The 26,474-nt window shown below is 56.0% G+C and carries 20 protein-coding genes; 7 read left to right on the forward strand and 13 right to left on the reverse strand.

Annotation, left to right across the window (positions count from 1 at the left end; genetic code table 11):
- The 7 genes from ACUZ79_RS08480 to glpA all read right to left on the reverse strand — a co-directional run bounded on the left by ACUZ79_RS08480 (position 1) and on the right by glpA (position 7,414).
- Positions 1-378: a P-II family nitrogen regulator gene (locus ACUZ79_RS08480; protein ID WP_449251317.1), complete on the reverse strand. Its 378-nt coding sequence runs from the start codon at positions 376-378 to the stop codon at positions 1-3.
- Positions 379-387: 9 nt separating this feature from the next.
- A complete protein-coding gene (locus ACUZ79_RS08485) occupies positions 388-711 on the reverse strand; it encodes a P-II family nitrogen regulator (protein WP_240824535.1) in 324 nt (107 codons plus the stop codon).
- Between the two features lie 27 nt (positions 712-738).
- The gene (nifH, locus tag ACUZ79_RS08490; RefSeq protein ID WP_240824534.1) at positions 739-1,560 is read right to left on the reverse strand and encodes a nitrogenase iron protein; all 822 of its coding nucleotides are present in this window, start codon (positions 1,558-1,560) and stop codon (positions 739-741) included.
- Positions 1,561-2,361: 801 nt separating this feature from the next.
- The gene (locus tag ACUZ79_RS08495; protein WP_449251318.1) at positions 2,362-3,117 is read right to left on the reverse strand and encodes a class I SAM-dependent methyltransferase; all 756 of its coding nucleotides are present in this window, start codon (positions 3,115-3,117) and stop codon (positions 2,362-2,364) included.
- Positions 3,118-3,325: 208 nt separating this feature from the next.
- The gene (locus ACUZ79_RS08500; RefSeq protein WP_240824532.1) at positions 3,326-4,537 is read right to left on the reverse strand and encodes an anaerobic glycerol-3-phosphate dehydrogenase subunit C; all 1,212 of its coding nucleotides are present in this window, start codon (positions 4,535-4,537) and stop codon (positions 3,326-3,328) included.
- Positions 4,534-5,823, reverse strand: a complete 1,290-nt coding sequence (gene glpB, locus ACUZ79_RS08505) for an anaerobic glycerol-3-phosphate dehydrogenase subunit GlpB (protein ID WP_449251319.1) — start codon at positions 5,821-5,823, stop codon at positions 4,534-4,536. The genes ACUZ79_RS08500 and glpB overlap by 4 nt, the downstream gene beginning before the upstream one ends.
- A complete protein-coding gene (glpA, locus tag ACUZ79_RS08510; RefSeq protein WP_240824530.1) occupies positions 5,807-7,414 on the reverse strand; it encodes an anaerobic glycerol-3-phosphate dehydrogenase subunit GlpA in 1,608 nt (535 codons plus the stop codon). Before glpA ends, glpB begins: the two co-directional genes overlap by 17 nt.
- Before the next feature lie 283 nt (positions 7,415-7,697).
- Here glpA and ACUZ79_RS08515 point away from each other — a divergent pair, with 283 nt between their 5' ends.
- Entirely contained in the window at positions 7,698-8,477 is a 780-nt protein-coding gene (locus tag ACUZ79_RS08515) for an HAD-IIA family hydrolase (RefSeq protein ID WP_449251320.1), read from the forward strand.
- A gap of 129 nt (positions 8,478-8,606) precedes the next feature.
- Here the strand turns inward: ACUZ79_RS08515 and ggt are convergent, their stop codons facing one another.
- Both ggt and ACUZ79_RS08525 read right to left on the reverse strand, forming a co-directional pair.
- Complete coding sequence (gene ggt / locus ACUZ79_RS08520) at positions 8,607-10,364, reverse strand: gamma-glutamyltransferase (protein ID WP_240824528.1); 1,758 nt, start codon at positions 10,362-10,364, stop codon at positions 8,607-8,609.
- A 350-nt stretch (positions 10,365-10,714) separates the two neighbouring features.
- A complete protein-coding gene (locus ACUZ79_RS08525) occupies positions 10,715-12,523 on the reverse strand; it encodes a methyl-accepting chemotaxis protein (RefSeq protein WP_449251321.1) in 1,809 nt (602 codons plus the stop codon).
- A gap of 511 nt (positions 12,524-13,034) precedes the next feature.
- Here ACUZ79_RS08525 and ACUZ79_RS08530 point away from each other — a divergent pair.
- Complete coding sequence (locus ACUZ79_RS08530; RefSeq protein ID WP_240824526.1) at positions 13,035-14,090, forward strand: NAD(P)-dependent alcohol dehydrogenase; 1,056 nt, start codon at positions 13,035-13,037, stop codon at positions 14,088-14,090.
- 119 nt (positions 14,091-14,209) lie between these two features.
- Here ACUZ79_RS08530 and ACUZ79_RS08535 read toward each other — a convergent pair whose 3' ends face one another.
- The 4 genes from ACUZ79_RS08535 to ACUZ79_RS08550 form a co-directional block, all read right to left on the reverse strand.
- On the reverse strand, positions 14,210-15,499 hold the full coding sequence (locus ACUZ79_RS08535) for a TRAP transporter large permease (protein WP_449251322.1): 1,290 nt from the start codon (positions 15,497-15,499) through the stop codon (positions 14,210-14,212).
- Between the two features lie 9 nt (positions 15,500-15,508).
- On the reverse strand, positions 15,509-16,069 hold the full coding sequence (locus ACUZ79_RS08540; RefSeq protein ID WP_411330570.1) for a TRAP transporter small permease: 561 nt from the start codon (positions 16,067-16,069) through the stop codon (positions 15,509-15,511).
- Positions 16,070-16,270: 201 nt separating this feature from the next.
- A complete protein-coding gene (locus ACUZ79_RS08545; RefSeq protein ID WP_449251323.1) occupies positions 16,271-17,275 on the reverse strand; it encodes a TRAP transporter substrate-binding protein in 1,005 nt (334 codons plus the stop codon).
- A gap of 750 nt (positions 17,276-18,025) precedes the next feature.
- Positions 18,026-19,123: a DUF362 domain-containing protein gene (locus ACUZ79_RS08550; RefSeq protein WP_449251324.1), complete on the reverse strand. Its 1,098-nt coding sequence runs from the start codon at positions 19,121-19,123 to the stop codon at positions 18,026-18,028.
- 215 nt (positions 19,124-19,338) lie between these two features.
- On the opposite strand from ACUZ79_RS08550, the gene upp reads away from it, so the two are divergent.
- The 5 genes from upp (at position 19,339) to ACUZ79_RS08575 (ending at position 26,411) form a co-directional block, all read left to right on the forward strand.
- Complete coding sequence (upp, locus tag ACUZ79_RS08555) at positions 19,339-19,965, forward strand: uracil phosphoribosyltransferase (RefSeq protein ID WP_240824521.1); 627 nt, start codon at positions 19,339-19,341, stop codon at positions 19,963-19,965.
- Positions 19,966-19,976: 11 nt separating this feature from the next.
- On the forward strand, positions 19,977-21,236 hold the full coding sequence (locus ACUZ79_RS08560) for a uracil-xanthine permease family protein (RefSeq protein WP_192111980.1): 1,260 nt from the start codon (positions 19,977-19,979) through the stop codon (positions 21,234-21,236).
- Between the two features lie 674 nt (positions 21,237-21,910).
- Complete coding sequence (locus ACUZ79_RS08565; RefSeq protein WP_449251325.1) at positions 21,911-23,173, forward strand: diguanylate cyclase; 1,263 nt, start codon at positions 21,911-21,913, stop codon at positions 23,171-23,173.
- A gap of 235 nt (positions 23,174-23,408) precedes the next feature.
- Positions 23,409-23,555: a hypothetical protein gene (locus tag ACUZ79_RS08570; RefSeq protein WP_449251326.1), complete on the forward strand. Its 147-nt coding sequence runs from the start codon at positions 23,409-23,411 to the stop codon at positions 23,553-23,555.
- A gap of 315 nt (positions 23,556-23,870) precedes the next feature.
- A complete protein-coding gene (locus ACUZ79_RS08575) occupies positions 23,871-26,411 on the forward strand; it encodes a glycosyltransferase (protein ID WP_449251327.1) in 2,541 nt (846 codons plus the stop codon).
- Positions 26,412-26,474: the final 63 nt, after the last annotated feature.

Below are 26,474 nucleotides of genomic sequence, written 5' to 3' on the forward strand. Positions count from 1 at the left end.
TTATGCGTCAGCGCGCTCGCCCGTGCGAACCACATAGGATTCTTCCACCGGCATCACAAAGATCTTTCCATCGCCGGGGTGGCCGGTGCTGTTGGCCTCCATAATGGCCTTGACCACAGCTTCGACCTTTTCATCGGGAACGCAGATATTGAACAACCGCTTAGGGATCAGCCTGCCCACTTCGGTCAGGGATTCGCCCGCCGGAGTGCGCGGCAGCTCGCCGCTTTCCATAACCATGCGCAGGGTGGCGGGATCCATGCCTTTTTTGCCGCGTCCCAGGCACTTGGTGCATGAGAATGAGGGGCATCCGGCCTTGGACAGGGCGTTCTTTGTCGCCGCCACCATGTTGGCTCGAACCATTGCAACTATTTCCTGCATGGGAGCCTCCTACAGGCCGGACTTGCCGCTGCTGATGGTCCAGGCCTCGCTGACGCTTGAAACAAAGATTCTGCCATCGCCAAAGTGACCATCGCCCGTTTTTGCCACGCGCAGGATAACGCGGATGGCATCGTCCTTGTCTTCGTCGCTGACCACAAGCATGAGCATCTGCTTGGGAATTTCATCATACTGGATATCGCCCACCATGATGCCTTTCTGCTTGCCGCGCCCCACCACATCAAGCTTGGTAACGGCGGGAAAACCCGCTGCCAGCAGCTCGGAGAGAACCTCGGTGGTTTTTTCGGGCCGGATAATCGTGCGAATCATCTGCATAGCTGTTCTCCGTTTCGTGCTGGGTGATTAGGCGTCCATCAAGCCGTGTTCCATGAGCAGCTCTTCGAGCCGTTCCTGGGAGAGGGGCTTGGGAATGACAAACATGTCGTTGCCATCGATCTTCTGGGCCAGGGAGCGGTATTCGTCGGCCTGTCCGCAGGTGGGGTCGAATTCGATAACGGTCTGCTTGTTGATTTCGGCGCGCTGCACCATGTTGTCGCGCGGCACGAAGTGGATCATCTGGGTGCCGATTTCCTTGGCAACGGCAGAGACAAGCTCGGCTTCGCCATCAACCTTGCGGCTGTTGCAGATGATGCCGCCAAGGCGCACGCCGCCGGTGTTGGCGTACTTCTTGATACCCTTGCAGATGTTGTTGGCGGCGTAGAGGGCCATCATTTCGCCCGAAGCCACAATGTAGATTTCCTGGGCCTTGCCTTCACGGATGGGCATGGCGAAACCGCCGCACACAACGTCGCCCAAAACGTCATAGAACACGTAGTCGAGGTCTTCGGTGTAGGCGCCAAGGCGTTCCAGCAGACCAATGGAGGTGATGATGCCGCGCCCGGCACAGCCAACGCCCGGTTCGGGGCCGCCGGATTCCACGCAGCGGATGCCCTTGAAGCCATTTTTGAGCACCAGATCCAGCTCGATGTCTTCACCCTCTTCGCGCAGGGTATCGAGCACGCTCTGCTGGGCAAGGCCGCCCAGGATAAGGCGCGTGGAGTCGGCCTTGGGGTCGCAACCCACGATCATGATGTTCTTGCCCATTTCGCCAAGACCGGCGTTAAGGTTCTGTGTGGTGGTGGACTTGCCGATGCCGCCCTTGCCGTAAATAGCTACCTGACGCATGAGATTCCCTCTGGGTTTGATGTTCCCGCGCTCGTTGCGCTTGTCCCTCTTTCTGCAGAAACCGTGCCGTTAGATTAACTATCCAATATTATTACTTAATTTTATGATCTGCATGCACAATCAATACAAAATTGTTAAGATGGCCCACGGTGCAGAAAAAACTCTGTTCTCTGTAAGTTTCTTTAATAATAGGTTTTTATTTGAAGAAAAATTTTGGTCGTGAATCGGCGATACAAATTTGTTTGAAATTGGGAACGTGTTGCAGAGAAATCACCAAGCGTGAATATGCGGGGGCAGACTGGGCTGCATTTGGGGCGCTCTGTGATGGACGCGGCAGAGGAAAGCAGGCAGGTCAGCACTGACTGCCCATGAATGCGAAAGCCCGGCCCATCAGGTAAATGGGGCGGGGGTAGGGATTAATCACAAAAAAAGGGGCGAATTGAGAGCAGTGTGGGGGAGGATGGTGGCGGTTCAGGCAAGAATGCATCTGCTCGGGCGGTTCAGCCAGTGGGGGAGGCAAAAGGGCTTATTCTTCAAGCATGCTCAGCCCTGCGTGCCGCAAAGATATGTATGGCGGTGCCGGGAGAGTTTGATTCAAAATTGTATCAAAATAGGAACGGTAGTGTAAAAACTGCAAAGCGTGAACACGCCAACCCGCGTAAGAGATACAGCGGGCAAGATCGGGCGCACGGCTTATGCGCGGCATATGCGGCAGAAATGCAGGCAGTGGTTCGGCGGTGGGGATGGTAGTTTTACGCTCAGCCAGAAGTTCTTGAAGTATCCGGCGGATGAGCGCCGTGGTCAGGATGTACGCCAGATAAGCATTTCAAGGGAATATTCCGTGCGTTCCACATATTCCCCGTTCTGGTTGCGAAATCCCTCAAGATGCGCGGTCAGGTGGGGCATGTCCGGCTCAGCGCCACGGGCGCGCAGGTTGGCTGCGCAGGCTCCCAGCAGCTTATCGCGGGTGTGCGGCACAACCCACTGGCCGTCAACAGGCAGCGCGGTGTACTGAATGCGGCGGCCTTCAAGCCATGCGCGCATGTCGGGGGCATCGGCAAATTGCGGCGGCGTGATACCGTAGTGCGTGTACAGCCCGGCCATGACATCCGAGGTTTTGCGTTCGGTAAAGCCCATAAAGACCACCTGCTCCAGAGCATAGTGCTGCAATTTTTCGCGGGCGGCGTCATCGCTCAGGGCCGGGGTCATGGAAGCGAAAACAATCTGAAAGCGTTCCTCAAGGGCAAAGTGCTCCCAGTCGGAAAGCACGGGGCGGATGTTGGCAAGGCCCTGCGCGGCGGCATCCTGCATAAGGATACGGAGCATTTCGTCAGATATATCAACTGCCGTGACAGATGTGGCCTCCTGCGCAAGCCGGATGGTGTACATGCCGCTGCCGCAGCCCACATCCAGAACAGTTTTGTCCAGAAAATCCAAGCCATTATCGCGCGCCAGCTGGAGCATGCGGGCCTCGTAGGTGTCGGCCCCGGCTTCATAACGGGGAAAGGATTCGGCTCTGCTGTTCCAGAATGCTCTGGTGCTGTTTTGGGCTGTCATGGCGTATCCTTTGGGTTGGTGACAAACCGTCTGGACAACTGGAGCAATGCACGGAAAATATGCGTCAGACGGCGCGGCAATGTTGCAGCCTGTTTCTGATTTTCTGAGGTGTAGACTTTGCAAACCCCCACTTGGCAGTCGGTGAACCGTCTGCCAAGTGGGGGTTGTAAGCGCTTAACTGCGCGGCATAGTTGCCGCAATCCAAAACCTAGCGGGCTTCAAGCCGCTGCCGCAGAATTGTGACAGGGTGCAGGCTGAACTTGCCGGAACCATGCGTGATCTGCACGCGGCAGGTGCCGCATTCAGAAACCGCCGCCTGAGCGCCGCTTTCGCGTACCTTGGCGAAAAGTTCCGAGCCTACAGTCTGGGCAATGTCGTATTTTTCCTTTTTAAAGCCATAACTGCCGGAAATGCCGCAGCAGCCTGCATCAGCATTTTCCACGGTCACGCCGTCAAGGCGGCGCAGCAGTTCCAGCCCCGGCAGGCCGTTGCCCTGCGCCCGCAGATGGCAGGGCGCGTGGTAGATCAGCTTGAGGTCGGGCAGGATTTGCTGTTTGCCATCGGCCTTCAGCGAGAGGTCTCCGCTGTCCACAGCATCCAGCAGAAATTCCTGCGCGTCCGCGAGGCTGCATGCGCCGTACTTTTCCGCCACATCGGGGAAGTATTCCGGCAGATCCACCCGGAACATGAGGGCGCAACTGGGGCAGCCCGTCACCACAGGTAGCCCTGCATCGCGCCACTGGCCCAGAGCTTTCAGGTTATGTTCCGCATTGGAGCGGGCATGCTGCCAGAAGCCGTTGGCAACCATGGGCAGGCCGCAACACACAAGTTCCTCGGGCACAATGACCTTGTAGCCCGCGCGGTTCATGGCCCACACCATATCAAGGCCGGTGCGCGGGTCGTACACGTCCACGTAGCAGCCGGGGTAGAAAACCACGCTGCGCTTGTGGTCGGGCTGGTGCACATGGCGCATGAGCTGGCGGAAGGTCTGGGGCGCAAAGGCGGGCAGGGGCGCGCGTTTGTCGATGCCCAAGGCATCCAGCACCGTGCGGGTAACGGGATTGAGCATGCCGAAGTTCTTGAGCGCCGCCGGGATGAGCCGCAACCACTTGGCCATGAGCTCGCCGTGACCAAGCACCCAGTCGCGCAGACCGGGGGAGTGCTTTTTGAACTGGTCGGCCCTTGCCATCATGTTGAGGCTGGAAACCGGTACGCCGTGCGGGCACGAGATGTCGCAGTTTTTGCAGTTGGCGCAGTAGTGCAGCGAGGGGTCTTCCGTCAGGCCCAGCAGGCGAAAACGCTCATAGGCAGGGCCTATCATGCGCGGCCCCAGAAACTTGGGGGTCGCATCCGCCACGGGGCAGTGCACCACGCAGGTGGTGCAGGCTATGCATTTATCTGGATTGATGCGCACGCTCATTGGTTTTCCCCGGAAGCGGCGGCTGCGGCGGCCATGAGGCCCGCCTGCCAGCCCGTGGCGATGGCAACGCCGTGACCGCTTTTTTCTGTTGCGTAATCATATCCGCCAAGGCTGCGCCCGGCGAAAAAGACGTTTTGCCAGCGTACCACGGCGGCATCGTCCACAGGCCGCATGGTTCGGTCAACGCGAACACCCATGCGCGAGAACAGATGGTTGCCGAAAATTTTCGGCTCTGACCACTGCGATACATCCTGCGGCACGGTAATGTCGATGCCGAACACGGAATCCCAGCACTGGCCGGGTTCAAGCGTCATGCCGCCGCCAAGGATGCCGCCGGTGGCGGTTACAAAGGCGCGGGCGGCGTGGTGGCGTTCCTGCCCGGAGGCCTCGGCCACCAGGGCGGTGCAGGTTTTGCCAATCGTTTCAGCGCGCAGAACCGTGGTGTTTTCCACCAGTTCAAAGTTGTGCTTGTGCAGGGCCTGCAACAGGGCGTCACGCAGGCGCAGACCGCCAACCCCCGGAGGGATGGACAACATTTCCACCACCGGGCAGCCAGCGGCGGCATTGACCGCCTGCCAGACTTCCGGGTTGGCCTTGCTGCCGCAGAGCGGCGGAATAAGTATGAGGTCGTACTTTCCGGCATGCGGGGCAAGCGCATCCAGCAGCCAGCGGCGGCTGTGCGGCTTGTCCGCCATGCGGGCCAGATCAAGCGCCGATATGGCGCGGTGGGTTTCGCCAAAGGGCGAGGGCAAAAGCCCCTGCGTGAATTCCTTGTCGGCCCAGCTTTTGTAGCGCCGCAACTGGCTGACCACCAGGGAGGGGCGGCAGTCGCGCAAGCCCTGAACGCTCAGCACCAGCACCTTTTTGGCGCTGGCGAGCGCCTCGGTGTGCAGGCTGGCAGGCAGCAAATAGGTGGGCTTGAGCGTCCCCATGATGGTGGGCAGCTGGGTGTTGCGCGGCGTGCCCTCCTGGGAGAGAGCGGGGCGCATGGGCCAGTGCTGGCCTTCCATCACATCTGCAAAGAACTGAAAGGCCGAGCGGACGCTTTCTGCCCCAAGCAGGCTGTAGGGATGGTCTTCAGGCAGCATGGCCAGACCCTGCCACGGGTCGGCGGCAAACCTGCCGTCAGCGTAGCCAAGAAAATCCACCGAACCGCCGCTGATAGCCAGCGAACCCATGCCCGTGGTGAGCAGCCGTACGCTGCGGCCCTGATCCGCTGCGGCAAGGGCGGCCACAAGGCCCGCCATGCCGGAGCCGACCACCAGTACGTCAACAATCCTGCTCATGGGCGGCTCCATCAAGATTGAGTGTTCCCGCGTATACGGCGCGGCCAAGTTCCATTTCACGCGCCTGCATGCCCCACAGGGCAGGGCGCAGACCGCCCCAGCGCTCCTGAAGGAAGCGCCGCACGTTGTCGGTAGCTGAAAATTCAAGGGGAATGTCGTGTTCGGAAAGTGCGGCCACTGCCCGCAAGGAGCAGAACGTTCCCTGGCAGGTGCCCATGCCCAGACGTGTGCGCAGGCGGATATCCGTCAGCGAATGGGTGGAGGCATCACGTGCCACGCATTCAATCTCGGCCATGCTGACCATTTCGCATTCGCAGAGCAGGGGGTTGGAATCGGCCTTTTCCGCGCGTTCGATCACAGGGGTCAGGTCATCGCCCATGCGGTCGGCCATAAGCTGGATGCCCTGCACCGGAAAGTACTTGGCGGCGCGGGAAAGCGTTGCTTCGTCCGGATCCGGCACAATGGCTTCTTCTGCGGTGCGGCAGGGGGCGGTAACGCCAAGCTTGGCGCAAACCTTGTCTGCGGTGCGTTCGCCCATGAGGCGGTAGGTGGTCAGCTTGCCGCCGAAAATGGAAACCATGCCGTCAAGGCCCTGCTCGGCGTGGTCCATAACATGGAAGTTGCGGCTGGCCTTGCGCCCGGCGGCATTGCCCGGCGTGTAGAGGGGGCGTGTGCCCGCAAAGGCTCGCAAAATGCGGTAGCTGCGCACATCGGGGAACAGCGGTTCGCCGATTTTGAGCAGGCGCAGCACTTCCTCGCTGGTGGGGGTAGTGTCGTCCGGCCTGTCTGTGGGTATGGACGTGGTGCCAAGAATGGTGATGGAGCCGTGCGGCACAAAAATGTCGCCGTCCGAGCCGGGGTGCAGGCGGTTGACCACGCGCGAAGTGAAGCGGTGGTTAAAAACCACAAGCGTACCGCGATCGGGTGAAACCGCCACATCCAGCCCCGCAAGGGCCGCAATGCGGCCAGACCACGAACCAGCGGCGTTGACAACAACAGAACAGGCAATCTCAATGGTTTCGCCCGTATTTTTGTTGATGGCCGTAACGCCGCAGACCTTGCCGTTCTTCTGACAGATGCCGGTCACTTCATGATAGGTGAGCATCTGCCCGCCGTGGCGCCTGGCCGACATGGCGTTGTGCAGCACCAGCCGGAAGCCGTCCACGCAGGAGTCAGGCACGCGGAAAACGCGTTTGACCTCGGGCGACATGTTGGGTTCAAGGCGCAGGGCTTCTTTGACGTCAATTTCAGGGGCATCAATGCCCGCTCGGGCACAGGCCTCAACCCACCGATCCACGTAGGCGGGGTCGTCTTCAGGCGTGAGCGCAAAAAAACCTTCGGTTTGTTCCACGCACTGCCTGCCAATGCGCCGCACGATCGTGTTTTCTTCAATACATTCACGCGCGGATTCATTGTCCCCCACAGCGTAACGGCCACCGCTGTGCAGCAGGCCGTGAAAGCGCGAGCTTGTGCCGTGGGCCAGGCCGCCCTGTTCGAGCAATATGGCAGGAACGCCGCGCATGCAAAGATCGCGCAGGGTTCCTATGCCTGTTGCGCCGCCGCCGATGACGACAACAGTAGTTTCAAGCATGGTTTCTCCAGTGGAGCAAATTGTCGGAATCGTCCTGAAGCATGCAGACGCTGTTAGATGCCGCGCCTGCGGGGCCGAAAAACAACGGCGCATCTACGCAACAAGATTGAAGGGCCAGATCGGTTGGATAATTGCTGCGGTTATGCTCAGGATGATTGTTGATACCGTATGGTTATCAATTTGTGTAGTTGCGTCAAGATTGAATGCAGGAGAATGTTGCGGTAGCGCTTGCCAGAGTGGGCAATGCCGCATAATGAAAGCAAAAAACTTGAGGATTGCATATATGGATTGGTCAAAAAAGCGTTGCGTTGTGCTTGATATGGACGGCACCGTCTACCTCGGTCATATCCCCATTGATGGGGCCGTGGGATTTATTCAGCGGCACTGGAACAGTCTGGATTTTTATTTTCTGAGCAATAATACTTCCAAGTCGCCCGTCACCTATGTGGATAAACTCAACGGAATGGGTATTGCCGCGCGTGAAGATCTGCTTCTCTCACCCGTGACGCCACTGGTGGATTTTTTGCGCGCCAACGGCATTTTGCGTGTATTCCCCGTGGGCAATGCCGATTTTCAGCATGACCTGCTCAAGCGCATGCCCGAGTTGCAACTGGTTGAAGAAGGCGCGCAGGCCGTGGTGCTGGCCTACGATACGGAGCTCACCTACCACAAGCTTGCCCGTTCTGCCGTACTGTTGCAGGACAGTTCTGTGCTCTTTCTCGCCACGCACCCCGATCTGGTATGCCCCTCGCCCGAAGGCCCGCTGCCTGATGTGGGCAGTTTCATCAGCCTCTACGCCACTGCCACTGGCAGAAAGCCGCAGCATATTTTCGGCAAGCCCGACCCAGCCGTGCTCGCGCCTCTGCTGGCGCGCTACCGCAAGGAAGAAATGGTCATGGTTGGCGACCGCCTGAGTACGGATATGCAGCTTGCGCGCAATGCTGGCATTGATTCCATTCTGGTGCTCAGCGGTGAAGCCACGCGCGCCGATCTTGCCAGGGAGAGGCATCAGCCCACTCTGGTGCTTGAAGACCTGGGCCATGCCGATAAAGACTGGGCATAAAGCCCCGTCTGCTCGTTGCCGACAATAAAAAACCCCGCTCTGGCCGAGAAAGACCAGCGCGGGGTTTTTTATTGTGTCAAAGCCTTCGGCCCAACATGCTGCTGGGCTGAAGCTTGTTTTAATATCAGTCTAGTAGGCCACAGCCGCGCCGTCGCCGCGCGGATCCGTACCGCCCTGACGCACGCCGGTGGCCTGATCCACAAGGATTGCGCCCGCATGGCCCATGGTGTCGGTGTAGTTTTCAATCAGGCGCACGGGATGCCCGCGCCGCTTGAGTTCGTCCGCCACCTTTTGGGGAATACGGCCTTCAAGCTTGAGGTCGTTGGAAGAAGCGCCCCAGGTGCGGCCATAAAGCCAGCGGGGAGCGGCAATGGCCTCCTGCGGGGTCATGCCAAAGTCCACCACGCGGGTAACGATGGCGGCCTGGGTCTGGGGCTGGCCTTCGCCGCCCATGGTGCCGTACACAAGGTAGGGCTTGCCGTCTTTGAGCAGCATGGCCGGGTTCAGCGTGTGGAAGGTGCGCTTGCGCGGCTCAAGATGGTTCACGTGCTTGGGATCAAGGGAGAAGAAGCTGCCCCGGTTTTGCAGCAGTACGCCGGTGCCGCCCGCCACGATGCCGGAACCAAAATCGTGATAAATACTCTGGATAAGCGAAACCGCGTTGCCCTGCGCATCCACAACGCCAAGCCAGATGGTGTCGCCCTTGGGATCAAGGGGCGTAAGGTTTGTGGCAGCCTTGCTCATGCTGATGCGCGCGGCCTGATCCTTGCCATGCTTGGCAGAAAGCAGGTAGTCGAGCGGAATTTTTACAAAATCAGGGTCAGAGAGGTACTTGTCGCGGTCGACAAAGGCTTCCTTGGTGGCTTCGATCAGCGCGTGGTAGTAATCCGCCGTGCCTTCGCCCATGGCCTTGATGTTGAAGTTGTTGAGGATGTTCAGAATTTCAAGGGAGGCCATGCCCTGCGTGTTGGGCGGGAAGTTCACGGCCTTGTAGCCCCGGTAATTGACGGAAATGGGGTCAACCCAATCGGCCTTGTGGTTGGCAAAGTCGTTGAGGGTCAGCAGGCCGCCGTTGGCTTGCAGGTCGGCCACAATGCGCTTGGCGATGTCGCCCTTATAGAAGACCTGCGCGCCCTTGTCCGCAAGCTGGTTCAACGTGGCTGCCAGATCGGGCAGGCGCATGACCTGACCCACGGTGTAGGGGCTGCCGTCCGCATGCAGATAGGCTTTGCGGAAGGCATCAAAACGTTGCAGGTTGCGGAATTCTGAATCATTGGGATTGGTGTTGATCTTGCTCCAGTAAGCCAGCGAGGTGCTCACGGGAAAGCCGTTGGCGGCATAATCTGTGGCGGAAGCGAGCAGCTCCTTCCACTTCATCTTGCTGCCCATGCTCTGCTTGCTGTAGGCATAGGCCGCATCCCAGCCGGAAACTACGCCGGGCACAGTATTGGCCGCAATATAGCCTCGGGAGGGAATTTTTTTCAGCCCTTTGGAGGCATAAAAATCAATGGTTGCCATTTCGCCCGAGCGGCCGCTGGCGTTGAGCGCCTTCAGCTCGCCGGTTTTGGCATTGTAAATGAGCCAGAAGTTGTCGCCACCCAGAGTGCACATCTGCGGGTAAACAACCGCAAGGGTAGAGGCGGTGGCAATGGCCGCGTCCACAGCCGTGCCGCCGCGCCGCAGCACGTCCAGCCCGGCCTGCGAGGCCAGATAGTTGGGGCTGGTGACAACGCCCCTGGTGCTCAGGGGGTTGGTTGCGGCAGAAATAGTCGCCGTGTACTGGGGCTCATCCTGCGCCTTGACTGTCGTGGTGGGCAGTAGCAGGCCGCATGCCATGAGAACAGGCAGGGTTTTGCGGCTGACCAGAGAGAGAAAATTCATGGACATCAGATTCTCCTTTCAGAAATGCTAAAGGCAATGAAACCGGCCATGTATATGCACCATCTGTTCCAAAGAGAAAGATAAACTATTTAAATGTATTGAATTTTTTAATGAGTGCAATCTGGAACATTTTTGTTTGATTCTCGGCTTGCTGGGCCAATTTTGTAACAAGTTGCAGACTGCGCGGCAAAACCATAGACCCGCCCCCGACAATCGCGGGCGACAATCTGTCTGTACAGCAGGCGTTGCGGAAATTTTCACGCTGTCGCTGCGTATTTGTTTATCAAACTCTGGAGGAATGATGGCGCGGTGCAGCAGGGCGCTTCACCTTGGCGAAGCGCCCTGAACTTGCCGCATTATTTGGTATTTTTTAGTTCAGTGACCATGTTGTTGAGTTTTTTGGCCTCATCGGCAAGGGCGGCAACCGCTCGGGCCGACGTGTGCATGATGGTGGCGGTTTCTGCCGCGATGGAGCTGACCTGGGTCACGGTCTGCGTGATGGATTCGGTCGCGGCGGACTGTTCTTCTGACGAAGTGGCAATGCCGCGCACCTGATCAACGGTCTGATCCACCATACCCACGATTTCGCGCAGGGCTTCGCCGGATTTTTGCGAAAGCGTGGTGGCGCTTTCCACATTGCCAGCCGTCACGTCAACCTGGCGGATGCTGGAATCCACGCTCTTCTGGATTGCGCCTATGGCATTGCCCACATCACTGGTGGAGCTCATGGTTTTCTCCGCCAGTTTGCGCACTTCATCGGCCACAACGGCAAAGCCGCGTCCGGCTTCGCCGGCGCGCGCCGCTTCAATGGCGGCGTTAAGGGCCAGCAGGTTCGTCTGGTCTGCAATATCGGAAATAACGCCCATGATCTGCGAAATGGCCCCCGCATGCTCGGCAAGCTTGGTCATTTCGTCTTTGAGCACAAGGGCATCCTTTTGCACATTGCCAATGGCCTGCACGGACTGGAACACAACTTCCGCGCCTTCCGCAGCGCGCTGGCGCATGCTGGTGGAAAGATCCGCCGTGGCCGAGGCGTTTTTGGCAACCTCTATGACCGTGCAGTTCATCTGTTCAACCGCCGTAGCGGCCTCAGTGGTGCGTGCGGCCTGCGTGGTGGCCCCTTGCTCGGCCTGTTCTATATTGCCGGAAATTTCGGCAGAGATGCTGGTTATGGCCGTTACCACCTGTTCCAGATGCTTGGCGGCGCTCAACATGCCTTCGCTGCGGGCGCTTCGCGCTTCTTCGGTCAGGCGTTCAGCTTCGGCAACGGCTTCAAGCGCCTTTGCCGCGCTCTGCTCGGCCTCGCGGGTTTTTTCTTCAGAAATTGCCAGCGATTTTTTTACGTTGGCTGTCATTTCCGACATGCAGCGTTCCAGAACTGTGACTTCGTCCTTGCCCGAGGCAACGATCTGCACGTCCATGTCGCCGTTGGATATGCGCTGAGCAGCCTCGCGGGCGGCCTTGATGGGCGTCAGGATGGAGCGGGTAATCAGCAGCATGAGCGGTATGTACAAAAGTACTATGCAGCAGGCCACCCCAATAAGGATTTTTTTGAGATTGGCGTAAATGGCATCGCTGATCTGGCCCGCGATTTCATTTTTGACCTGCTCCACGTTATCGATATAGACGCCAGCGCCAACCCACAGGCTCGTGCCGGGCACCTGCGCGCCATAGGCGATTTTGGACTGGGTGCCGCCGCCGGGCTTGTTGAAGACAAACGTCACAAAACCGCCGCCTTCAGAGGCTTTCTTGGCAAGCTCCGCATTGAAGCGGACGCCGTTTTTATCCACGGAATTGCCAAGATCCTTGCCTACCAGATCAGGGAAAACGTGGGCAACAACAATGCCGCCGTCGTATACAAAGAAGTAGCCGGAGCTGTCTTTTTCGTAACGGGCTTTTTTTATGGCGCTGGTAATAATGGCATTGCGCTTGGCAATGTCGGTAATGCCGCTGATCTGCTCGCCAATGCTGTTTGCCATGGTGGTCGAGAGATCGCGGATACGTTGCTTTTGGCCTTCATAGAACATTTCGCCCACTTTCTGGGCGGAAAGTTCGGTGGCAGAATTGGAAATGTGGATCAGGGAGTATACCAGCCCGCCAACAATAATCAGGGTAAAAATCAAGATCATGAACATACGATACGAGATCGTAAACATCCTGAACATGCATACCTCCTGTGCCATTTACTGTTGAAGCAAATCAGCGGCGCCAACCCTTGGATTGGCCTTATGATTCAGTCTGCAGATAAAAATTCCTGCTGCATTTTCACATGGATACTAATTAGCGTATCGTTCGTTGTATATATAACTTTATGCTTTGAATAAAAATCCTTTGTTACGAGAAAACGATGATTTTTTATCGGCTGGAAGTATTTTGATGCATGCCTATTGAATTGTTCAAAAAAGATGATGGCAAAGCGGTAAGGGAAATAACCATTTGTTAATTTTGACAGAAGAGTGATTTGCTGGCGATTTTTTTTTAGATGACGACAACAGCGGTGCTGTCGGCCAGAAAGTATGGACAATGGCGGACCGTATTGTCGAGTAAAAAAACTATATTTGCATAATATTATTTTGTGAAAAAAAATCACTTTACTCCTGCTCTGGTACATCCTAGTGTGAATGCACAACCAGTTGTACTGGCTGTCGCAGTTACCCAAAAGACAGGAGAAAAGAAATGAAAGGTTTTGCAATGCTTGGCCTGAACAAGATCGGCTGGATAGAAAAAGAAAAGCCCCAGTGCGGTCCGCTGGATGCCCTTGTTCAACCCGTGGCGGTAGCTCCTTGCACTTCAGATGTCCACACGGTTTGGGAGGGCGCGCTGGGCGACCGGCACGACATGATTCTGGGACACGAGGCAGTTGGTAAAGTTGTGGAAGTTGGCTCCCTGGTGCGCTGCTTTAAACCTGGGGACAAGGTTATCGTGCCCGCGATTACGCCTGACTGGAATTCCCTTGAGGCGCAGGCCGGGTATTCCATGCATTCCGGTGGCATGCTCGCGGGCTGGAAGTTTTCCAATTTCAAGGACGGCGTGTTTGGCGAGCTTTTTCACGTGAACGATGCGGACGGCAACCTGGCCCTGCTGCCGCCCTCCATTGACCCCGCCGAGGCCGTGATGCTGAGCGACATGGTTCCCACGGGCTTTCATGGCGCGGAACTGGCAGACGTGCAGTACGGTGACTCCGTGCTGGTGGTGGGCATTGGCCCTGTAGGCCTGATGGCGGTTGCAGGCGCGGCCCTGCGCGGCGCTGGCGAAATTTTTGCTGTTGGCTCCCGGCCTCTCTGCGCAGAGGTTGCCCGTGAATACGGCGCCACAGCTATCATCAATTACCGCGATGGCGACATTGTCAGCCAGGTGATGGACCGCACCAAGGGCAAGGGCGTGGACAAGGCCATCATCGCCGGGGGTGATGTGGATACCTTTGCGGAGGTCATACGCGTGCTCAAACCCGGCGGACGCATCGGCAACGTGAACTATCTGGGTTCTGGCGATGCCGTTAAAATCCCTCGCATCGAGTGGGGTTGCGGCATGGGGCACAAGATCGTGGCGGGCGGCCTGATGCCCGGGGGCAGGCTGCGCATGGAAAAGCTGGCAAGCCTGCTGGTTCACGGGCGGTTGAGCGTTGCGCCCCTGCTGACCCACAGATTCAAGGGTTTTGAAAATATTGAAAGCGCCCTCTTGATGATGAAGGACAAGCCGCGCGACCTCATCAAGCCCGTTGTGGTGGTCTAGCACGCAACGGTGATGCATCTTGTCGGGCAAAACAATAAGCCCCGGCAGTCGCCAAATAAAAACCTCCCGGCATACCAGTGGCATGCCGGGAGGTTTTGTTATCTATGTGCAATGAGTTGCTAGTTGCCGCCCATCAGCCAGTTCATGGGAACAATCGAAAGGCTGGGGAAGAACAGCAGCAGGAAGAGCATGATCACTTCCACAAGAATGAACGGCACAAGTTTGACGATGAGGTCGGCAAACTTGATGTGCCCGATGCCGCACACAACGTACAGCACCGTGCCCACCGGGGGCGTAATAACGCCGATGCCCAGGTTGAGCACAAAGAGCAGGCCGAAGTAATACGGGTCAATGCCTGCCTGCTGGATCAGCGGGTAGAACACCGGCGCAAAGATCAGGATGTTGGGCGTGAGGTCCATGACCATGCCGATAAGGAACAGGAAAATATTGATGCTGATGAGCAGCAATATGGGGCTGTCAATAAGCGGCGAGAAGAGCGCGGTCATCTGGTTGGGAATCTGCGCAATGGTGATGAACCAGCCAACGGCCGTCGCCGTGGCCACAATCAGCATAACCACCGAGGTGGTGCGGGCCGCACGGGCGCTTACCCGCAGCAGATCGCGGAAGGTAAGCTCGCGATAGTACAGCACGCACACAAGGATGGCGTAAATGGCTGCAAACGCGCCGCCTTCAGTAGGTGTAAAAATACCAAAGCGAATGCCGCCAAGCAGCAGCACAGGCATCATGAAGGCAGGCGTGGAGTCGATAAGAATCTTGATGGCTTCTTTTTTGGTGAAGCGGATGGTTTCATTATAGCCATCCTTGCGCACCACAAAGAACCACACCACCATGAGGGCCAGACCGATCATGATACCAGGCACCAGGCCGATCATGAACAGCTTGGTGATGGAAAGCCCGCTGACCGTAGCGCCAAGCAGAATAAAGTTGGTGCTGGGCGGGATGATGGGGCCAAGAATAGCGCCGGAGGCGATAACCGCGCCCGCGCGGCCAGGGTGGTAGCCCACCTGCTTCATCATGGGCAGCAGCAGGCCGCCAAGAGCGGCGGCTTCACCCACGGAGCTGCCCATCAGGCCAGCAAAGATGATACTGGCGATAATGGCCGCATAGCCAAGGCCGCCGCGCACCCGACCAATCATGAGCTGGGCAAGCTGCACCACGCGCTTGGAAAGGCCGCCCTCCGCCATGATTTCACCAGCGAACACAAAGAAGGGAATGGCCATCAAGGGGTAGTTGTTGGCGCCGTCCAGCATGCTGCCGGGAATAATCATGGCATCCCACATGCCCGAGTGCCACATGAGCACAATGGAGCACAACACAAGCACAATGGCCAACGGGACGCCAATGAGCATGAAGAAGAAGAGGGAGCCAAGGAAAATAAAGAGTTCCATTCTTCTCTCCTAGCCCTTTTGGAAGGTGGATGCAGGTCTGCGAACCAGGCTCACGAGGGAGCGCAGTTCTACAATCAAGCCAACAAGCGCCATGATGGGCAAGGTGCCGTTGATAAAGGCCATGTTGACGTTTGTCGCCACGGAGTAGGTATCAAGCGTTTGCAGCACGTTGACCACGCCGCCGTAAAACAGCAGGCCAAGGGCAAAAAGGCTGCATACCGACGCCAGAACATCCACAGCTTTACGCTTTGTGCCTTCCAGCGTTGTCACAAGCAGATCAACGGCAATGTGCTTCTTGCAGATAAAGGCCTCAATGGCGCCGAAAAACGTGATGTACATGAAGAGAAAGCGCGCCCATTCTTCGCTCGGCGGGTAGCTGGAAGAAAAAATGTAGCGCAGCAGGGCATTGTAAAACACAAGACCGATCATGCCCAGAAAGATGACGGCGCAAAATACTTCAAACAGCAATTGCCCCATGGTTTCGTGCTTGGGTTCCTGTTCCGGTTCAAGCAGGGCATGCACGCCCGGCGCATGGTCCGGCGGAAAATTTTTGGAAATGTCGTCGCTCATAACGAACCTCTGGAAAACGCTGCCCCAATCGCTGGCTACGCAGTGCCGTGCTGATGCTAGCAAGCCTGTTTGTGCCGCCGCAGATGGCTGCGTGAAGAATTGTTGCAACCCCCGCGACCTGAAAAGGCCACGGGGGTTTTGTCCATGAACTGCACAGGCCGGAAAAGCCTATACTTTTCCGGCCTGTAAAGCGGGGAACAATTATTTGGATTCGCGGTAGCTGGCGGCGCTGTCCAGAATGGCCTGGCAGTTGGGCACCGTGTCGTAAAAGAGCTTCCAGCTGCGCTTGCCGGCTTCAGCCATGTAGTCGTGGAATTCCTTGCTGGGGGTATTTATGCTGCCCTTGTTGGCAAGGATGGTCGCCTTGGCTTTTTCATCGCCTTCCTTGACCATGAGCCACACGTCGTTGGCGGAGCGCTTGGCGGCTTCGTCAAACCACTTTTTGTCCTCGTCAGGCAGCGACTGATAGAACTTGTCGTTGATGTAGAGGGAGTGGATCACGAGAATGTGGCCGGTAAGGGTGATCTGGGGCGTGATTTCGTACATCTTGAGGCTGACGATGTCGGCCAGGGGGCTGTCGCCGCCGTCGATGACGCCCTGATCAAGCGCACCGGGCACTTCGGCAAAGGGCATGGGCTGGCCGCTGATGCCGCATTCCTTGGCAAAGTTGGTGTACAGGGGAATGTTGGGTACGCGCATGCGCAGGCCCTTAACGTCTTCCACCGTGACAATGGGCTTCTTGGTGTAGAAGTGGCGGAAGCCCAAGGGGAAGGCGTTCATGGTACGCAGGCCGGACTTTTCGGTGAAGCCCTCGTTGATAAGGTCAAAAGTCTTGCCTTCCATGGCGCGGCGGGCGTGATCCAGATCGTCGAAGAGCATGGGCGTTTCAAGCATGGCCATGGCAGGGTGCAGGGCAGAGGTCTGCGTGCCGGTGGCGCACATCTGGATGATGCCCTTGCGGGTGGCGGCAATGTATGCGTCTTCCTTGCCAAGCTGGCTGTTGGGGAAGACCTGCACTTCATATTTGCCATTGGAAAGTTCGGCAAGATACTTGCCGAAAAGGTGCATACCGATGGTTTCCGGCTCGCCCTCGGGCTTCATGCCAGCGATCTTGATGATGGTCTTGGCTTCGGCAGCCTGGGCAAAACCAAGGGTCATGCCGCAAACAAGGCCCAGAGCAACAAGCAGAGCTACGATACGTTTCATCCTGTAAACCTCCTCGCTAGTAAAACTTAGATGCCGTTTGACAATGAAAACTTATCCCTGTCCACAGCAGGGGGGCAATTATGACCAGCTGACGCGCCCACGTTTCCCTCAACGTTCTGGTGTGTCAGACTCTGACGGGTCAAAAGCTGAGGCAAACTTAAGTGACGATCTACCTAAAATTCAACTGTTATTTGCAAAAAAAAGTTGAAGAAGCCCTTATATCCTGAATCCACGCCGAAATGATTATTTTCTGCAAAAATGTAGAAAATTGAAATATTGCTGTTTTTGCTGAAAACATGGCAACTGCTACAGTTGATTTATAAATATGAAAAAATTTTTTACATAAAAGTTAGATAGTATATAAAAACATTATTTGAAATTTATTAAATACTGGACATAAAAATTATAAACAAAAAAATATGATGTAGTTTTTGAAAAAAATTCCTGTCTCAAATTATTTTTGCGGAAAAAATTTATTTTTATTTTTTAAGATAAACTAAAAAATATTGTTGATGTATAAATAATAAATAAAAAATTTAACATAACATACTTAATCGTGATTATTGTGACAAATATATTACAAGTTTGTGACAATTTGATGGCTCAGTTTTTCGGCGGCCTCCCCGCCATCTGCTTATGTGCAACTGGCAGCCGGGCAGGCAGTGAGAATCCTGGTCAGCAACTACGCATTGCAACACCAAGGCGCCTGACAGGGGCGGCATGTGCCCTGATGTTGCAATGCGCAGGGTGCTAGATTTTTTTGAGCTTGTATTCGCGGCTTCCAAGGCCCAGCGATTCGCCATAACTTAGTTGCACCTGTCCGCAGGTATGCGGCCAGCGGGCGGAAAATTTGTCTGCAACCGTTTGGGGCGAGGCCTCCTGCCCAAGCGAGGGCGCTTTTGAAACAAGGTCAAAACAGGCTTGATCCAGCGCTACCGGGTCGGTAGAGGCCAGAATGCCCACATCCGGCACCAGCGGCATGTCGCTCCAGGGGGCGCAGTCGCAGTCAGGTGTTACGTTGAGTACAAAGTTTATGTAGCAAACACTCTTTTTGCGGCCTTTTATTGCCCCATATGCATATTCTGTCATGCGCTCAATAAATGGCTGCATCTCTGTTTCCCAGTCTATGCTAATTGCTTTTTCGGGGCAAACAGTAATGCATTCAAAGCAGCCTATGCATTTTTCAATGTCCACAACGCTTTTTTTGCTTTTCATGCTGAGCGCGTGCTGAGGACACACCTTGACGCACTTGGCGCAGCCAACGCATTTTTTTTCGCTGACAGACACGTGGGTGGCGTGCTGTTCTTTTTTTCCGCGCACGGCAGCGCCGCCCATGGCGAGATTCTTGATCGCGCCGCCAAATCCCGCCATTTCATGCCCCTTAAAGTGCGACAGCACCACCATTGCCGGAGCGCGCCGTATCTCTGTGGCGATATGCACGTCTTTGAAATGCTTGCCGTTGATGCGCACGGGTACGTCATTTTCGCCATACAGGCCATCGGCCAGAATGATGGGGGCATGCACCACCGAAGGCGCAAAGCCGTGGGCGTATGCCGTTTGCATGTGGTCAACGGCATTGTGGCGGCTGCCTGAATACAGGGTTGTTGTATCTGTCAGAAATGGTTTGCCGCCTGCCTCCATGATCTTGTTTACAACCTGGCGCACCAGAGTGGGGTTGAGGTGCGTGTCGTTGCCGTATTCGCCAAAATGCAGCTTGATGGCGGCAAGTTCTTTTTTCTTGATGATTTTTTTCAGATTGAGCGCATCGCAGAGGCGCGCTACCTTGGAGATTTTGCTGTCCTCGTGCGACCGGCAGTGCATATCTGCATAATAAACTGTGGCGGGCATGGCGTGGCCTCCATGTGAGGATGTTTAGGGTGCGGCAGGGCAGGGAATCCGGCACGGTTCTGTCCTGTGCAAAGCTTCAAAATACTAGCTCATGCCGCGCAGCCAAGGCAATAAGGCTGTCCGCAAGTATCGTTGACACGAGCCGCCATTAAGAATAGCGTATTCCGGTTTTAATTTTTTCCACTCAGCCAGTTATGCATAGCTAAGGAGGCGTTATGGCCGTTTATGTCGTCGATCATCCTCTTGTGCGCCACAAGTTGGGCATTTTGCGCATGGGGGCCACCTCCACGCGCGAATTCCGTTCTGTTTCCAACGAAATCGCGAGTCTGCTCATTTACGAAGCCACCAAGGGCTTTCGTACAGAAAAGCACACTGTTGAGGGTTGGGCCGGGCCTGTGGAAATTGAGGTCATTTCCGGCAAGATGGTGACGGTTGTTCCCATTCTTCGCGCTGGCCTTGGCCTCATGGATGGCGTGCTGGACATGATACCCGGCGCCAAGATCAGCGTTGTGGGCCTCTACCGCAACGAAGAAACCCTTGAACCTGTTGAATATTACGTAAAGCTTGCCAACGACATGGACCAGCGGCTTGCCATCATCCTTGACCCCATGCTGGCAACCGGCGGCTCGCTTATTGCCGCCATCAGCCTGCTGAAGCGCCACGGTTGCAAGCAGATTTGCAGCCTCAACCTTGTGTGCGCGCCCGAAGGGATTGCCAAGGTCAAGGCCGCCCATCCGGATGTGGACATCTACACCGCCGCCATTGACGACCATCTGAACGAAAACGGCTATATCATTCCTGGTCTCGGCGATGCCGGCGACCGTATCTTCGGAACCAAGTAGCGAGGGGCCCCATGAGCACAGCCAGTACGCGGCGCGAGATTGCACCCACTGACTATAATTTTCGCTTCAGGGATTGTCTTATAGGCGCGCAGATGCTCTTTGTGGCCTTTGGCGCTCTGGTTCTTGTTCCCCTGTTGACCGGGCTTGACAGCAACGTGGCTCTTTTTACCGCTGGTGTGGGCACCTTGCTGTTTCAGGTTTGCACGCGGGGCAAGGTTCCCATTTTTCTTGCTTCGTCTTTTGCCTTCATTGCGCCCATCATTTACGGCGTTCAGACCTGGGGCATGGCGCAAACCCTTGGCGGGCTTGTTTGCTCCGGTCTGGTGTATTTTCTTTTGAGCGGGCTTATCCGCTGGCGCGGCACGGATGTGGTGCTGCGTGTGCTGCCGCCCATTGTGACCGGCCCGGTCATTATGGTTATCGGCCTTATTCTTGCCCCGGTGGCAGTGCACATGGCCCTGGGCAAAACAGGCGACGGCGCGGTTGTGCTGGTGCCTGAAAATACGGCCCTGTGGATTTCCATGACTTCGCTGGCCGTTACCGTGCTGGTGTCGCTCCTCGGCAAGGGCTTTTTGCGCCTCATGCCCATTTTGTGCGGCATTGCAGCTGGCTTTATTGTTTCGATGTTTTTCGGTGTGGGCGATTGGACAAAGGTTGCCGCAACACCCTGGTTGCAGATGCCCTCGTTCACCTTCCCAGAGTTTGCCTGGGAGCCGATACTTTTCATCATGCCTATTACGCTTGCCCCGGCCATTGAGCATTTTGGCGACGTTGTGGCCATCAGCTCCATTACCGGGCGCGACTACCTGAAAGACCCCGGCGTTCACGCCACCATGTTTGGCGATGGTGTTGCCACCATGGCTGCCGGTTTTGTGGGCGGCCCGCCCTGCACCACCTATGCCGAGGTTATCGGCGCGGTGAGCCTTACGCGGGTGTTCAACCCCGCCGTGATGACCTGGGCTGCCATGTGTTCAATTTTGCTGTCGTTTGTGGCTAAAATCGGCGCGTTCCTTGGCTCCATTCCCGTGCCTGTCATGGGCGGCATCATGATTCTGCTGTTCGGCGCGATCATGGTTGTGGGCCTGAACACGCTGGTGCGGGCTGGCAAGGATCTGATGGAGCCGCGCAACATGATCATTGTTGCGCTTATCATCATCTTTGGCGTGGGCGGCATGCAGTTCAGCATCGGTTCGTTCAAGCTTGGCGGCATCGGCCTTGCGGCAGTTACGGGCGTGTTGCTCAACCTGCTGCTGCCCAGAAGCCGCACCTAGATCAGAATCTTCAGCGCGGATTTTTGTAAGGTTCGCGCTGATCTGGCGCGGCATATGGCTGATTTTGCCTGATTCCTTTTCTATGCAATTTGGCTGATGGATTTTGTCCGTTGCGGGCGGCATGGCGTACTTCGTCGTGCCGCCCTGTTTTTTTGCAAATTTATTGGGCAGCAACTGGTGGACCCAGAGGCAATCAGGATGGTGGGCAGTACAGCGCATTCAGGGCTGTGAATTTTCAGAGATTGCCGTACGTTGGTATCAATACGACACAAAGTTGATAGATATGCCATGCATTATGTTTTTACCGCTTGGGTGTGTGCTGTAGATAATATACTGCAGCAATAATTTATTATCACAAGTAATTATGATAATTTTGTGTAGCTATTAAATGAAATAGAATATTTTTAAATAAATATTGCTTAGAGAGTTTTTCGTTTGTTAGTTTATATCTGTATTAATGCGAAAGATGCAGTAATTTTTTATATAAATATTATTTTTTTAATAAAAACATATTGAATATATATGAAATTATATAAATAAAATGTGTCTTAAAACATCTGTACCTGAGCGGAGAAAATCGGTATAGAGATATCCCCCAAGTTTGGATGGGCCTGCCAGCCAGCAGACCATTGTCAAAATCTCTTTTCTTTTTTGGGTAAATCCCCGAGTCGCCAATGCAGCGTAGTAGTAATCATCAGTCCTGGGAATGGGTAGCCGGGCCAGATTTGTGTTATTGCGACGATGTCCCCTTCAAGTCCGCAATTCTTGGCATTCCAACGGTAAAAGGGCAGTCCCTGTTTTTCGGCATGGATGCCGTTGACCAGCAGATGGCCATGGAAAGCCTCATGGATGAATATGGCGAGCCGCGCGCCTTTTCAAACGTGATCGGTCATTATGTGCGGAAAAGCGATGGGGTGCTGTTTCTGCTTGAAATGAGCGGAGAGCCTCTGTTTGACGATGGTTACGGCCTGATGGGATATAAAGGCGTAGAACGGGTTATTGCCAACATTGCCCTGTATTCTGCGGGAATTTCCACCTCCATTGACCTAGACACCATCTACGCCACCGCCCCCATTGCCATGTGCGTTGTTGACCGCGATGGCGTGCTTATTTCTGCCAACGAGCACCATGTGCAACTCTCTGGGCGGTCATTGTTTGACACAAGCGGCGCGCACATTTCTTTGTTGCACCCGGAGCTGGAAGCAAACATCCAGAGTGACTTTTGCAATCTTGATGCGGGGGGGCGGGTTTCTGACCACGAAGTAAGAATCGACAACAGGGATTACGCTGTTTCCGTCACGCCGGTTCGCAATGCGTCAGGCGCCATCACGGCGCTGTCACTGGCGTATTTTGATATTACTGAGCGCAAATCGCTGGAACGCAAACTCAAGGAAGCCAACGAGCGTCTGCGCCATATGTCCATTCACGACCATCTCACGGGCGCGTATAACAGAAGATTTTTTGACGCCATCCTGCGCCGGGAGGCTGCCGTGTGCAACCGCCGCGCGGGCAACCTTTCAGTGATCCTTATAGATATAGACTTCTTCAAGTTTTATAACGACAAGTACGGGCATCTGGCAGGCGATGAATGTCTGGCTCAGGTCGCCAGAGCCATGAGGGACTCGCTGGAAGATATGGGGGGCGAGCTGTTCCGCTATGGCGGCGAAGAGTTTGCCGTGGTGCTGCCCGAATGCGATGACCGCAACGCCCATGAAGTATGCGAAACTTTGCGGGCAGCGGTGTGTGATCTCAAAACACCCCATGCGGGCAGCGATCGCAACTATGTGACCATAAGCGCCGGGGTGGCCACGGTGCAAAGCCGGTTTGAAAAAGTGTCGCCTTCCCAACTCGCGGCCAAAATCCTTGAAGCCGCCGATAAGGCGCTTTACGAGGCCAAAAATTCCGGGCGCAACAGAGTGAAAACCAGCACCGTGTAAGCCTTTTATCTGCCGCTGCCCCTGGTTATGTTTTCCTGCCGCATCCCATTCCGGGAGGGCAGGATTTTTTTGTGGGCTTGTTGTGCTAGTTCACCTTTCCCTTCCAATCCCCTCCAGTCTGGAACCGTTTTAGCGCTTCTGGGCTGCCTGGCACACCATTTGCCGAGACCTAACCCTTGCTTTGATTGCTACCTGCGCCTGGACACACCCAGGGCCGCGCCAGCAGCTCCTTAACGTGTTCCGTCATAAAATCCACCAAAGCCCGCACTCGCAAGGGCAAACCTTTTTGCACCGGGTAAACCACATGGGCAGGCAGTTCACGCGCGCGCCATGGGGGCAACAGGCCGGCGTGGTGCTGCTGGCGCAAGGACTTGTGGACTGAGGGCAGCGCGCAAAGCGCCGCTTTTTGAGCGCTGATTGTTACAGTTGCATGGTACATGTCTGTTTAAAATTTTGATTTCAGCCTGTTAGCCATGTTACGGCATAGCAAAAAAGCCCGATAACCTTCACGCTGCCAGAACACAATCCCTCTGGATTTTTTCTATAGTGCAGGCCATGCAATACCCAGTACGCATCCGCATCATTTCAGGCAACGCTGTAAACGGCGGATGTGTCGCGCCGTTACGGCAACGTAGTTGCTGACGGCGTGATGATGGCGGAATCGCGAATGGTCACAGCACATTCAGGAGGAAGCCGCATGTTCCCAAGCCCAGACGGAAAGCCGAGAAATTCCAGCCCGTTCAATGCCACGTTCTGCGTAGATCTGCACGTCCATTCCCGCCATTCAACCTGCCCCTCGCAGTGGATTTTGCAAAAGATCGGCTGCGGCGAAAGTTACACCCCTCCCCGCAAGATTTACGACATAGCCCGAGCCAGGGGCATGGACTACGTTACGATTACAGATCACGACACCATTGCTGGCGCGCTGGAAATCGCCCACTTGCCGCAGACCTTCATCAGCGAAGAAATTTCGGCCTACTTTCCTGAAGACAAGTGCGAAATTCATGTGCTCGCCTGGGATATCACGGAAGCGCAGCACCGGGAGATAACCCGGCTCAGGGGCAACATCTTTGAGCTTGTTCCCTACCTGATGGGTCAGGGCATTGCCCATGCTTGCGCGCACCCCCTGTGCGCAGCCAATAACCGGTTGACTCTGGGCCATGTGGAGCAGCTCATACTGCTGTTTTCAATTTTTGAGCTTAACGGCGCGCGCAATAATGTGCAGAATGACGCGCTGCGCCAGATTGTGGCCGACCTGACCCCGGAATCCACAGCTAGAATGGAAGAAAGACACGGTCTTGACGCGCTTGTTGCCCAGCCCTGGCGCAAGAGTTTTGTGGCCGGGTCAGACGACCATTCCTCCTGCAATATCGCCAGAAGTTCCACAGTGATAGAAGTTCCCCGCGCGGAACTTGGCTGCTCGGGCCACGCCCCGGCTTCGGCCCTGTTGCGGGCTGTCATGGCAGGTGGCACCACGCCCAGGGTCATACCTGCAACGCCGTTGGGTTTTGCCCATAATCTGTATGCCATTGGCTACCAGTTCTACAAAAACTCCACGGGGCTCGCGCAGGATATCAACAACAGCAACGTGCTGCGCTTTGCCGAAAACATGCTCACGGGCAAGCCAGATACGCGCACCCACACCATCAAGACGCGGGTTATGTCCATTGGCGGATTTTTGCTCAACTGCGGTAGATGGGTGTCCCGTTCTGAAAAAAGCATGCAGGAAAGTATACTTGAGGCGGCAGGCAGGGCCATTGCCCAATCTCCGGAGCTTGCCGTGGCGGCGGACAGCGTCAACGTCATTGTGCCGCAGGAGCGCATGCCCCGGCGTGAGGCGCTGCTGGCCCGCTTTGTAGGCGATGTGGCGGAAAATGTGCAGCTTGCCTGCGCCAATTCTGTTTTGTCTGACGTGCTCAAGGGGAATTTTTTCAATGTATTCAAGCTGGTGGGAGCCATGGGATCGCTTTACGCCATGCTTGCCCCTTACGGCATCGGTTATTCGCTTTTTGCGCAGGATAAAATGTTTGCGCGTGAATGCCTGCGCCGTTTTCTCCCAAGGGATGCCAGATCCGGCACGGCGGCGGACAGGGCCGCCATTGCCCATTTTACGGATACCTATCTTGAAGTGAACGGTGTTGCCAAAACCCTGCAATCCATGTTGCCCCTCGCGCGGGAGCAGGGCAAGAAAATGGATATTCTCACCTGCGTGCGGCCAGAAAATGTGAAAGGCAGCCACTCCGACGGCCTTGGCCCCATAAATTTCAGCCCCACGGGCAGTTTTTCAATTCCTGAATATCCCGAGCTGACGCTGCACTATCCGCCAGCACTTAAAATCGTACAGCACTGCTATGAGAGCGGTTACACCCTGCTGCACTCCGCAACGCCCGGCCCCATGGGGCTTGCGGCCCTGCTGACGGCAAAAATGCTCAAACTGCCCATCCACGCCACCTACCACACGGCATTTCCGCAGTATATTCTGGAGCTGACGGGCGACCCCTCCCTGGAGGAAGCCACCTGGCGGTATGTGTACTGGTACTATAACCAGATGGATGTGGTCTTTGCGCCCTCGGCTGCCACCATGAAGGAACTGATCGCCCACGGTCTGCCAGAGGAGAAAATCCGCCTCTATCCCCGTGGGGTGGACGCCTCGCGCTACACGCCTGCCTGGCGCAACAGCGGACGGGAAAGTGCTCAGGGTACACGTTTTCTGTATGTGGGGCGGCTCTCAAGAGAAAAAAGCGTCAACCGTCTTGTGGATGCCTTCAGGATGGTGCTGGAGCATATCCCCGGAGCGCAGCTGACCATTGTGGGCGATGGCCCGCAGGCTGGGGAACTTCAGGCGCGGGCTGCGGACATGCCCGTGACCTTTACGGGCTATCTGAGCGGGGCAGCACTTGTGCAGGCCTATGAAGAAGCCGACATCTTTGTTTTCCCTTCAACCACAGATACGTATGGCAAGGTTGTACTGGAGGCGCAGGCTGCGGGGTTGGCAGTGGTGGTCAGCGGGCAGGGCGGCCCCAGAGAAAACGTGGTGCCGGATAAAAGCGGTATAGTGGTGCGGCAGGAAACGGCAGAGGCCTATGCCTCGGCCATGGTGGCTCTGGCAAGCGACGAGGCCACGCTGTTTGCCATGAAGCGCGAGGCCCGCTGCTATGCAGAATCGCGCAGCTCGCAGAAGGCCTTTGCCGCTCAGTGGAAGCTCATTGAAACCCTGACGCCCCAAGCATGCTGGTAGCCTTTGCGGCATACCGCAAGGCCAGCCTGGCACGTTCTGCACAGCTCAGGCGCGCTAACTAAC

The sequence above is a fragment of the Desulfovibrio faecalis genome (assembly GCF_053570625.1).

Excerpts from the sequence above, each read along its gene's own strand:
- ACUZ79_RS08545 (WP_449251323.1), bottom strand. The coding sequence starts at position 17,275 with ATGAAACGTATCGTAGCTCTGCTTGTTGCTCTGGGCCTTGTTTGCGGC.
- ACUZ79_RS08480 (WP_449251317.1), bottom strand. The coding sequence starts at position 378 with ATGCAGGAAATAGTTGCAATGGTTCGAGCCAACATGGTGGCGGCGACA.
- ACUZ79_RS08560 (WP_192111980.1), top strand. The coding sequence starts at position 19,977 with ATGAGCACAGCCAGTACGCGGCGCGAGATTGCACCCACTGACTATAAT.
- ACUZ79_RS08525 (WP_449251321.1), bottom strand. The coding sequence starts at position 12,523 with ATGTTCAGGATGTTTACGATCTCGTATCGTATGTTCATGATCTTGATT.
- ACUZ79_RS08565 (WP_449251325.1), top strand. The coding sequence starts at position 21,911 with ATGCAGCGTAGTAGTAATCATCAGTCCTGGGAATGGGTAGCCGGGCCA.
- ACUZ79_RS08530 (WP_240824526.1), top strand. The coding sequence starts at position 13,035 with ATGAAAGGTTTTGCAATGCTTGGCCTGAACAAGATCGGCTGGATAGAA.
- glpB (WP_449251319.1), bottom strand. The coding sequence starts at position 5,823 with ATGAGCAGGATTGTTGACGTACTGGTGGTCGGCTCCGGCATGGCGGGC.
- ACUZ79_RS08550 (WP_449251324.1), bottom strand. The coding sequence starts at position 19,123 with ATGCCCGCCACAGTTTATTATGCAGATATGCACTGCCGGTCGCACGAG.
- ACUZ79_RS08535 (WP_449251322.1), bottom strand. The coding sequence starts at position 15,499 with ATGGAACTCTTTATTTTCCTTGGCTCCCTCTTCTTCTTCATGCTCATT.
- ACUZ79_RS08515 (WP_449251320.1), top strand. The coding sequence starts at position 7,698 with ATGGATTGGTCAAAAAAGCGTTGCGTTGTGCTTGATATGGACGGCACC.
- ACUZ79_RS08500 (WP_240824532.1), bottom strand. The coding sequence starts at position 4,537 with ATGAGCGTGCGCATCAATCCAGATAAATGCATAGCCTGCACCACCTGC.
- ACUZ79_RS08495 (WP_449251318.1), bottom strand. The coding sequence starts at position 3,117 with ATGACAGCCCAAAACAGCACCAGAGCATTCTGGAACAGCAGAGCCGAA.
- ggt (WP_240824528.1), bottom strand. The coding sequence starts at position 10,364 with ATGTCCATGAATTTTCTCTCTCTGGTCAGCCGCAAAACCCTGCCTGTT.
- ACUZ79_RS08540 (WP_411330570.1), bottom strand. The coding sequence starts at position 16,069 with ATGAGCGACGACATTTCCAAAAATTTTCCGCCGGACCATGCGCCGGGC.
- ACUZ79_RS08575 (WP_449251327.1), top strand. The coding sequence starts at position 23,871 with ATGTTCCCAAGCCCAGACGGAAAGCCGAGAAATTCCAGCCCGTTCAAT.
- ACUZ79_RS08485 (WP_240824535.1), bottom strand. The coding sequence starts at position 711 with ATGCAGATGATTCGCACGATTATCCGGCCCGAAAAAACCACCGAGGTT.
- nifH (WP_240824534.1), bottom strand. The coding sequence starts at position 1,560 with ATGCGTCAGGTAGCTATTTACGGCAAGGGCGGCATCGGCAAGTCCACC.
- glpA (WP_240824530.1), bottom strand. The coding sequence starts at position 7,414 with ATGCTTGAAACTACTGTTGTCGTCATCGGCGGCGGCGCAACAGGCATA.
- upp (WP_240824521.1), top strand. The coding sequence starts at position 19,339 with ATGGCCGTTTATGTCGTCGATCATCCTCTTGTGCGCCACAAGTTGGGC.